This window comes from bacterium (assembly GCA_016873475.1).
Classification (GTDB): Bacteria; Krumholzibacteriota; Krumholzibacteriia; order JACNKJ01; family JACNKJ01; genus VGXI01.
Map to the genome: position 1 here is coordinate 1 of VGXI01000167.1, position 7,345 is coordinate 7,345.

A 7,345-nucleotide genomic window follows, 5' to 3' on the forward strand; every position below is an offset into this window, starting at 1 on the left:
CGGAGCGCTGGGGAGCACCTGAACTCCCCTTCCGCCTCCGGCATCTGCGCGTGATCCCCCACACTCCCCCGGAGCCCGCCGCTTCCCCGCTGCGGGCAGGCGACCGCCTGGCGGCCGTCAACGGCCGGATCCTCGAGCGCGACGCCCAGGCCATCGCCCTGCTCGCGGCCGAGGCGCGCCGGGGACCCGTCCAGGTCGAGGTTTTTCGGGGAGCGGAGCGGCGGCTGGAAACCCTTCGCCTCGGGCCCCCGGAGAGCGGACGCCGCTTCGCGCTGGTCCTCGCCACGCTCGCCGCCGTCTCGACGTTCTGGATCGGCTACTGGGTCCAGGCGAGGCGGCGGGATCCGCTGGCGAAACTCTTCTTCCTGCTGACCCTGCTCATCGGCTCCCTCTTCGCCCGCGATCCCCGGCTCTCGCCCGGACCGTGGGCGGTGCTCCTCGAGTGGAAGAGCGATCTCTTCGGGCTCCTGCTGCCCCCGGTCTGGCTGCACTTCATCCTGAGCTTCCCGGAGCGACGTGCGCGGCCCCTCGCCCTCCGTCTGCTGATCTACCTCCCTCCCGCCGCGCTCGCCCTCCTGACGGGCCTCGCCCTCATCGCCGGGCTCTCGCCGCGCGCCGAGGCCTCGCCCGTTCGGCTCCTGCAGGATGTGAGCGCACTGGTCAGCGGCGGATTCCTCCTGCTCGGGCTCGCCGTGCTCATCGTCAAGGCCTTCCGCCGCAAGCACCGGCGCGAGCGCCGGCGCATCCAGCTCGTGCTCATCGCGGCTCTCCTCGGCCTGCTCCCGCTCGTCGCGTTCCAGCTGCTGCACCAGGCGCTGCCCGGGCGCCGCCTGGGACTCGCCGACTGGACCCCGCTCTTTCTCACCCTCCTGCCGCTGAGCTTCGGCCTGGGCCTCCTGGGCTCCGATCTGCCGGCGCTCTACCGGCGTGCCGCCCGGCTGCGCCGCCTGCTCCTCACGGGGAGCCTGCTCGGCCTGCTCTTCCTCCTCGCCCGCCTCGGGCTGCATCTCCTGCGGCCCGGCGCCGACGCCGCTGTCGAGGACCTCGCCCTGGACGCGCTTGCGCTCGTGGTCGCCCTGCCCTTCGTCATGCCGCTGCGCCGCCGCCTGTTGCGCCGGGGCCAGGAACACGGGGAGCACTCCTTCCAGGACAGCCTGCGCTGGCTGGCGCCGCCTCGCTACTTCACGGCCCGGCGCGAACTGAGCCGCGCCTTGCTGCCGCGAATCGGCTGGGAAGCCGAATCGGCCTGGACGCTCTGGCTGGAACGCGAGGGCGGCGGCAGCTGGCGGGTGGAAGATCGCTGGGAGGGCGAGGGAGGTCCCCCCGCCTCGATCACCGTGCCGCCGGTCGGTGCGACGGTGTCCCTCCCTACCGGGCTGGAGGAGGCGCTCCTGGGCGCGCGCTGCTTCCTGGCCGCGGAGCAATGGGACCCCTACTGGGCGGGCAGCTTGCTAGGCCCGGCGGCCCTGCCTTTCTGCAAGGAGCGTGACTGGGCCCTGCTGCTCTGTTTGGGAGCCGATGGCGAGCGACCGGCGCTGCTCGTGCTCGGCCCGGCGCGCCGGAGCAGCCTCTACGACACGGGCGTCGTCGAGGGGCTGCAGCGCCTGGTCGCGCCGCTGGAACTGCACTTGCGCAATCTCTCGTTGGTGGCGCTGGCATCCCGGCAGGAGCGCCTGCGCAGCGAGATGGAACTCGCGCGCAACATCCAGCTCAGCCTGCTGCCCCGCCAAATGCCCAGCCTGCCCGGCCTGGAGATCGTGCACCGCATGCAGACGAGCAGCGAGGTCGGCGGCGACTACTATGACGTCTTCGAGCTCGACGCCGGGCGCCTGGGCTTCGCGCTCGGGGATGCCACGGGCCATGGCGTCCCGGCGGCCATGTTGATCTCCTCCGTGGCACTCGCCTTCCGGACCCAGGCGGCGGGCGGGGAGGCGCCGGCGCCCGTCCTCGCAGCGATGAGCCAGTCCCTGGGACGGCTGATCGCGGACCGCGCCCGGGGCCCGGGCGCCTTCGCCGGCTTCTTCTACGCCCAGCTCGAGCGGGAGCCCGCTCTCCTGCACTACTGCAATGCCGGCATGCCCGCCCCCTGGCTGCTGCGCCGCGGGGGGCGTCTGGAGCAGCTTCGCCGGGGAGGCCAGCTCCTCGGCGTCGGCGACGAGGTGCCCTACCTGCAGGGTCACCTGCGTCTCCGGCCAGGCGATCTCCTCTTCCTGCGCTCGGATGGGCTCGAGGAGCAGCAGAACAGCCATCAGGAACCCTTCGGCGAGGCCCGCCTGGCGGACTGGCTGCAAGAACGCAAGCAGGACGACCTGGAATCGCTCGCCGATGGCCTGCTGGCGGAACTCGGGCACTTCGGCGCCGGACAGCAGACCGACGATATCTCTTTCGTTTTTATGAGGATTGGCAGCTAGGGCCGGACTGTGACCGGCCCGGCATGCCCCTTGCAAGGCGCGATGCGGACATCTCGGCCGAGATCCTCGAGGAAAGGAGGAGAACCCATGGTGGTGTTCTTCTGCGGACTGCTGGATCTCTTCTGGTGGTTGCGAGACTAGGACGAATCCGTCGAGAGGACCTCATGCTCTGCCATGGTTAGGGCGCCCTTCCGCGAAGGGCGCCTCTTTATTTGGGGCCAGGCCGAGATGGTTGGATTCCGGCCGCAATAAGCCCGCCATTACGGATGGATTGCGAATAGACGGCCTATGGTGGAAGAATTGCCTGGAGAGCGTTGACACGGCGGGCGGGCGCTGCTAACCTGCGCTTCGCGAGTGGGCTCCACTGGGAGTACGTGACCCCGTATCCTCATGCATCTCAGCGAAGCGATTGCCGCACGAGCCTCTGAAGGGTGGGTTGTCAAACGTACTCAGCGGTGAGCCCCTCGTTTTTTTTCGGGCGCCCTCCCACGCTTCGCTGACTCACGCTCAGGTACCCCCGGCAGGACTCGAACCTGCCCACGCGGTTTAGGAAACCGCTGCTCTATCCGCCTGAGCTACGGGGGCCGATTTCGCCAATCTTCGCCGCTTCGTCGCTGCGCAGGAGCAGGCGCAGCTTGCGCAACGCTTTCATCTCGATCTGGCGGGCGCGCTCGCGGGTGACGCCGAATGCGCGCCCCGTCTGCTCGAGCGTCTGGAACTCCCCGGCCGACTCGAAGCCGTAGCGGATGCGCAGCACGGCGCGCTCCCGCGCCGAGAGCTTGTCCATCAGCCGGTGCACCTGCTCGTGCTCGAGCTGCAGGCTGACGAGATCCTCGGGCGTCTGTCCGACGCGGTTCTCCTCCGGCGCGTAGAGTTCCTTCATCGCGCCCTGGCTCATCATGAGGTCGAGGGACAGGATGCCCAGCACCAAGTTGCGCACGAGATGCGCCTTGCGCTCGGTGCAGTGCAGCCGCCGGGCCAGCTCGGCGTCGGAGAGCGTCCCCAGGTCGCTCGCGCGGGCCATCAGGCGCGTGTAACGATTCACGAGCTGGTAGACGTGGAACGGGATGCGGATCGTCCGCCCCTGGTTCGCCACTGCCCGCGCCATCGCCTGCTTGATCCAGTAGGAGGCGTAGGTCGAGAAGCGGAAGCCCCGCTCCGGGTTGAACTTCTCGACAGCCCGGATCAGGCCCAGATTCCCCTCCTCGACGATGTCCATCAGCCCGACGCCGCGCCCCGTGTAGGCGCGCGCGATGCTGAGCACGAGGCGGAGGTTGCTGACGATCAGTTCCCGCCGCGCGGCGGTGTCCCCCGCGCGAACGCGCCGCGCCAGGGCGCGTTCGTTCTCCGGACCGAGCACAGGGATTCTCGATATCTCCCGGACGTAAGCGGATTCGAAATCGCCCGCCATGGCGTTCTCCGGGGAGCTGAGCAAGAAAGGGTCGGGGTGAGAGGATTTGAACCTCCGACCTCCTCGTCCCGAACGAGGCGCGCTAACCGGGCTGCGCTACACCCCGACACGGCGCAAACATAGGCAATGCGCGAGGGCCTGTAAAGGCCCAATCCCCGTCCCGGCAAGGGTCTAGGCCGTCCCCACGGTGCGGCCGAGCATCGGCACGAAGGAACAGGCGCCCAGATCCTCCCGGAATGCGCGCTCCCCGCGCAGGCGAAAGCGCAGCAGGCGTTGATCGGCCTCGCCGCCGAGGGGCGTCACGAGCAGGCCGCCATCTCCCAGTTGGCCGAAGAGGGCGCGCGGCAGCTCCCGCGGCGCTGCGGTGATGATGACCCGCGCGAAGGGCGCCGCCTCTGGCCAGCCGCGATACCCGTCCGCGTGCCGGGCGTGGATGCGACCCGCCACGCCGAGCCGCTCCCAGAGCGGCTCGGCTCGGGCGAGCAGCCCGGCGATGCGCTCGACGGTCCAGACTTCCAGACCGAGCGCCGCCAGGAGGGCCGCCTGGTAGCCCGAACCCGTCCCGACTTCGAGTGCGCGCAGGCCCGCTTCGGGCAGCAGGGCCTCCGTCATTCGGGCGACGACCTCGGGGTGGGACAGCGTCTGCCCGTAGCCGATGGGCAGCGCGTCGCGGCCATAGGCGCGCCCTGCGAGCGCGGCGTCGACGAAGAGGTGACGCGGCAGCTCCGCCATCGCGGCGAGGACCTCCTCACCCGCGAGGGCCTGCGCCCGTAGGCGCGCCACCATGCGCTCCCGCGCGACGGCGTACTCGTCCCCTTCGCGCCCGCCGCTCATGCGCCCGGCCAGCGCTCGGCCCAGGCCGCGAGCCGCCCGCGCATCGCGTGATCGGTGAGGTCCAGGGCCAGCGGGGTCACCGAGATCTCGTGGCGCTTGTGGACGGCGTGGAAATCGGAGTCCTCGCCCTCGCGCCAGGTGGGCGCCTCGCCGCCGATCCAGAAGTACTCGCGCCCGCGGGGGTCCTCCTTGCGCAGGATGACGTCGCCGTAGAAGCGGCTGCCCAGGCGCGTCACCGCAACGCCGCGGATCGCCTCCGGCGGCAGGTTGGGCACGTTGACATTGAGGAGAGTGCCGGGCAGGGTCAGCCGCTCCGGGTGCCGCTGGACGAGCTCGCAGAGGAAACGAGTGGCCCCCGCGAAGATCTGCCCCCGGAAGGCCGCCACCGAGACGGCCAGCGCCGGCACGCCGAGGATGGCGGCCTCGATCGCGGCCGCCACGGTGCCGGAGTAGTGCACGTCCTCCCCCATGTTCGGGCCGTGGTTGATCCCCGAGATCACGAGGTCGGGGGGCGCCGCCTGCATGAGGTCGTTGATCGCCATCAGCACGCTGTCGGCGGGCGTGCCCTCGACGGCATAGACGCGCTCCTCGAGCTCGTGTCGCCGCAGGATGGTGTGCAAGGTGAGGCTGTGGCTGCTCGCGCTCTGCTGCGAGGCGGGCGCGACCACCCACAGCTCGCAGAGCGGGGCCAGCGCCTCGCGTAAGGCCCTGAGGCCGCGGGCGTGGACGCCGTCGTCGTTGCTGAGCAGGATGCGCATGGCCCTCCGTGCCGGCGACCGCCGGCCGGCGGCAGTCTAGCGCAGCGTCGCCGCGAGGGCAGCTTCTTTTCGCGGCCTACCTGAGCAGGACGAGACGGCGGCTCGCGCCGCCCGCGGGCGTGGCGAGGCGGGCCAGGTAGACGCCCGCCGGCAGCGCGCGACCCTTGGCGTCGCGGCCGTCCCAGTGCAGGACCCGCGCGCCGGCTGCCTGCACGCCGCTCAGCAGCTCGCGCAGGCAGCGACCCTGCGCGTCGTGGATGCTCAGCCGCAAGGCCGCGGCCGCCGGCAGCGCGAAGCGCAGCGCCACTTGCGGATTGAAGGGGTTCGGGTAAGCCGCCAGTGCCAGCGCCGGCCCCGGCGCTTCGCCCGGCAACCCGGTCGCCGGAGCCGCGATCTCCTCGATGAACCAGGCCTTGTTCTCGGGCGTGACGAGCACGTGCTCCTGGTTCGCGGCCGGGTAGTAGACCGCGGCGAAGGGCGTGAGCGCGAGCAGATCCTCGGCGCCCGCGATGTCGAAGAAGGGATCCCCCGTCTCGAGCGCGAGCGCGCTGATCGTCGGGATGAAGCAGTGAGCCGGGTGCAGGGCGAGGATGTCGCCGTAGGGCGCCTGGGTGGCGTCCATCTCGGCGAGGGAGGCCCGCCAGCCGCCGGGTGCGTTGTCCCAGGGCTGGGTCCCGCTCACCGTGACGCTCAGCGCATCGTCGTCCAGTGGCCAGATGCGGTCGATCTCGCCGTCGAAGATGAGCTGGCTGCCGCCGGCCGGCACTGCCCAGACGTTGCCGACGATGTCGACGAACCAGCTGTTGTACTCGTAGTCGATCAGCTGGGCGCCGGGCGGGTAGCCCTGGTCCGCGCGCGCGCCGCTGCCGTTCGCGATGGCCACCAGGCGCGGCCCGCCCGGGTAGTCGCCGAGCGCGGCGAGCTCGCTCGTGAGCAGGCCGCGCAGGGGATCGGGCTGGCCCGTGCCGCCGGGCGGACTCGTGTGGTGGTAGAGGAGCATCTGCCGGGCGGCCGGCGTGTCGAGCCGGCTCAGCAGGTGGCCCGCCTCCTCGGACTCGATCCGGAAGAAGTCCAGCCAGTACTGCACCCCGAGCGGGATGTTCGCGCCCCGCTGCGGCGAGTCGAAGCTGATGAAGCTGCGCACGCGGTGCGGCTGGCCGGCCAGCTCCATCGCCGCGAGGGCGTAGCGCGAGACGAGCCCCCCCATGCTGGCGCCGATCAGCGCGATGTCCTGCTCGGGATCGGCGAGCGCCGCCTGCACGGCCTCGAGCAGGGTGACGAGCAGGTAGGCGTTGCGCTGGATGTAGTCCGTGGACTCGGTGAAGTCGAGCACGACGGCGTCGTAGCCCGCTGCGCGCAGGTCCTCGAGCAGGTTCTCCCGGTTGAGCAGATCGTAGAGCTCGTCCCAGCCCATGATGTTGTCGAGGTCGAAGCCCTCCACTACAACGACAGGGTTCTGTAGGCTCGCATGCCCAGGCGCCCTGTAGACGTAGGCCTGGCCGCTGGCCACGCCGCCCGCGTAGGGCGTCTCGGCCGTGAGCGGCCAGAGCTCGTCGTAGGGCGGCGCCTGGAGATCGCGCACGTCCAGCGTGAAGCGCGCGTAGGCCGTCGCGCCGTCGCTGCGCGCGAGGCGCAGCGTGAGGGTCTTGGTCCCCGTGCTTGCGTAGGCCACCGGCAGGGGCTCGCCGGGGACGAGCGGGCGAAAGTCGAGGCCGTCGCCGGCATCGAGGGCGAGGGCGGCGAGCGGTCCGACCTCGGTGCGCAGGATCAGCTCGGGCGGCAGGACGAGGCCGAGCGCCGCGCCGCGGTGGGTCCAGTCGCGCAGCGCTGCAGCGGCGACCAGCGGCTCGCGCAGGGTGGGGTCGCCGAGGCCCGTCTCGACGAGCTCGCCTCCTTCCCAGCGCAGGAGGCCCTCGGCGAGCGCGTCCTCG

At 71.2% G+C, this 7,345-nt stretch carries 5 protein-coding genes and 2 tRNA genes; 1 reads left to right on the top strand and 6 read right to left on the bottom strand.

The window, feature by feature from the left end:
* Nucleotides 1-2,411 (top strand): hypothetical protein (locus tag FJ251_12000; protein ID MBM4118434.1); only part of this gene is annotated, 2,411 nt, incomplete at its 5' end.
* Nucleotides 2,412-2,920: 509 nt separating this feature from the next.
* Here the strand turns inward: FJ251_12000 and FJ251_12005 are convergent.
* The 6 genes from FJ251_12005 to FJ251_12030 form a co-directional block, all read right to left on the bottom strand.
* Nucleotides 2,921-2,996 (bottom strand) — tRNA-Arg (locus tag FJ251_12005).
* Complete coding sequence (locus FJ251_12010; GenBank protein ID MBM4118435.1) at nucleotides 2,974-3,822, bottom strand: RNA polymerase sigma factor RpoD/SigA; 849 nt, start codon at nucleotides 3,820-3,822, stop codon at nucleotides 2,974-2,976. The genes FJ251_12005 and FJ251_12010 overlap by 23 nt, the downstream gene beginning before the upstream one ends.
* Nucleotides 3,823-3,850: 28 nt before the next feature.
* Nucleotides 3,851-3,928: transfer RNA gene (locus FJ251_12015), tRNA-Pro, on the bottom strand.
* 65 nt (nucleotides 3,929-3,993) lie between these two features.
* A complete protein-coding gene (locus FJ251_12020) occupies nucleotides 3,994-4,656 on the bottom strand; it encodes a protein-L-isoaspartate(D-aspartate) O-methyltransferase (GenBank protein ID MBM4118436.1) in 663 nt (220 codons plus the stop codon).
* Nucleotides 4,653-5,414 carry a 5'/3'-nucleotidase SurE gene (gene surE, locus FJ251_12025; protein ID MBM4118437.1) on the bottom strand — a complete coding sequence of 254 codons (762 nt, stop codon included), beginning with the start codon at nucleotides 5,412-5,414 and terminating at the stop codon, nucleotides 4,653-4,655. Before surE ends, FJ251_12020 begins: the two co-directional genes overlap by 4 nt.
* Before the next feature lie 76 nt (nucleotides 5,415-5,490).
* A partial coding sequence (locus FJ251_12030) for a hypothetical protein (GenBank protein ID MBM4118438.1) occupies nucleotides 5,491-7,345 on the bottom strand: 1,855 nt, incomplete at its 5' end.

Excerpts from the sequence above, each read along its gene's own strand:
- FJ251_12020 (MBM4118436.1), bottom strand. The coding sequence starts at position 4,656 with ATGAGCGGCGGGCGCGAAGGGGACGAGTACGCCGTCGCGCGGGAGCGC.
- surE (MBM4118437.1), bottom strand. The coding sequence starts at position 5,414 with ATGCGCATCCTGCTCAGCAACGACGACGGCGTCCACGCCCGCGGCCTC.
- FJ251_12010 (MBM4118435.1), bottom strand. The coding sequence starts at position 3,822 with ATGGCGGGCGATTTCGAATCCGCTTACGTCCGGGAGATATCGAGAATC.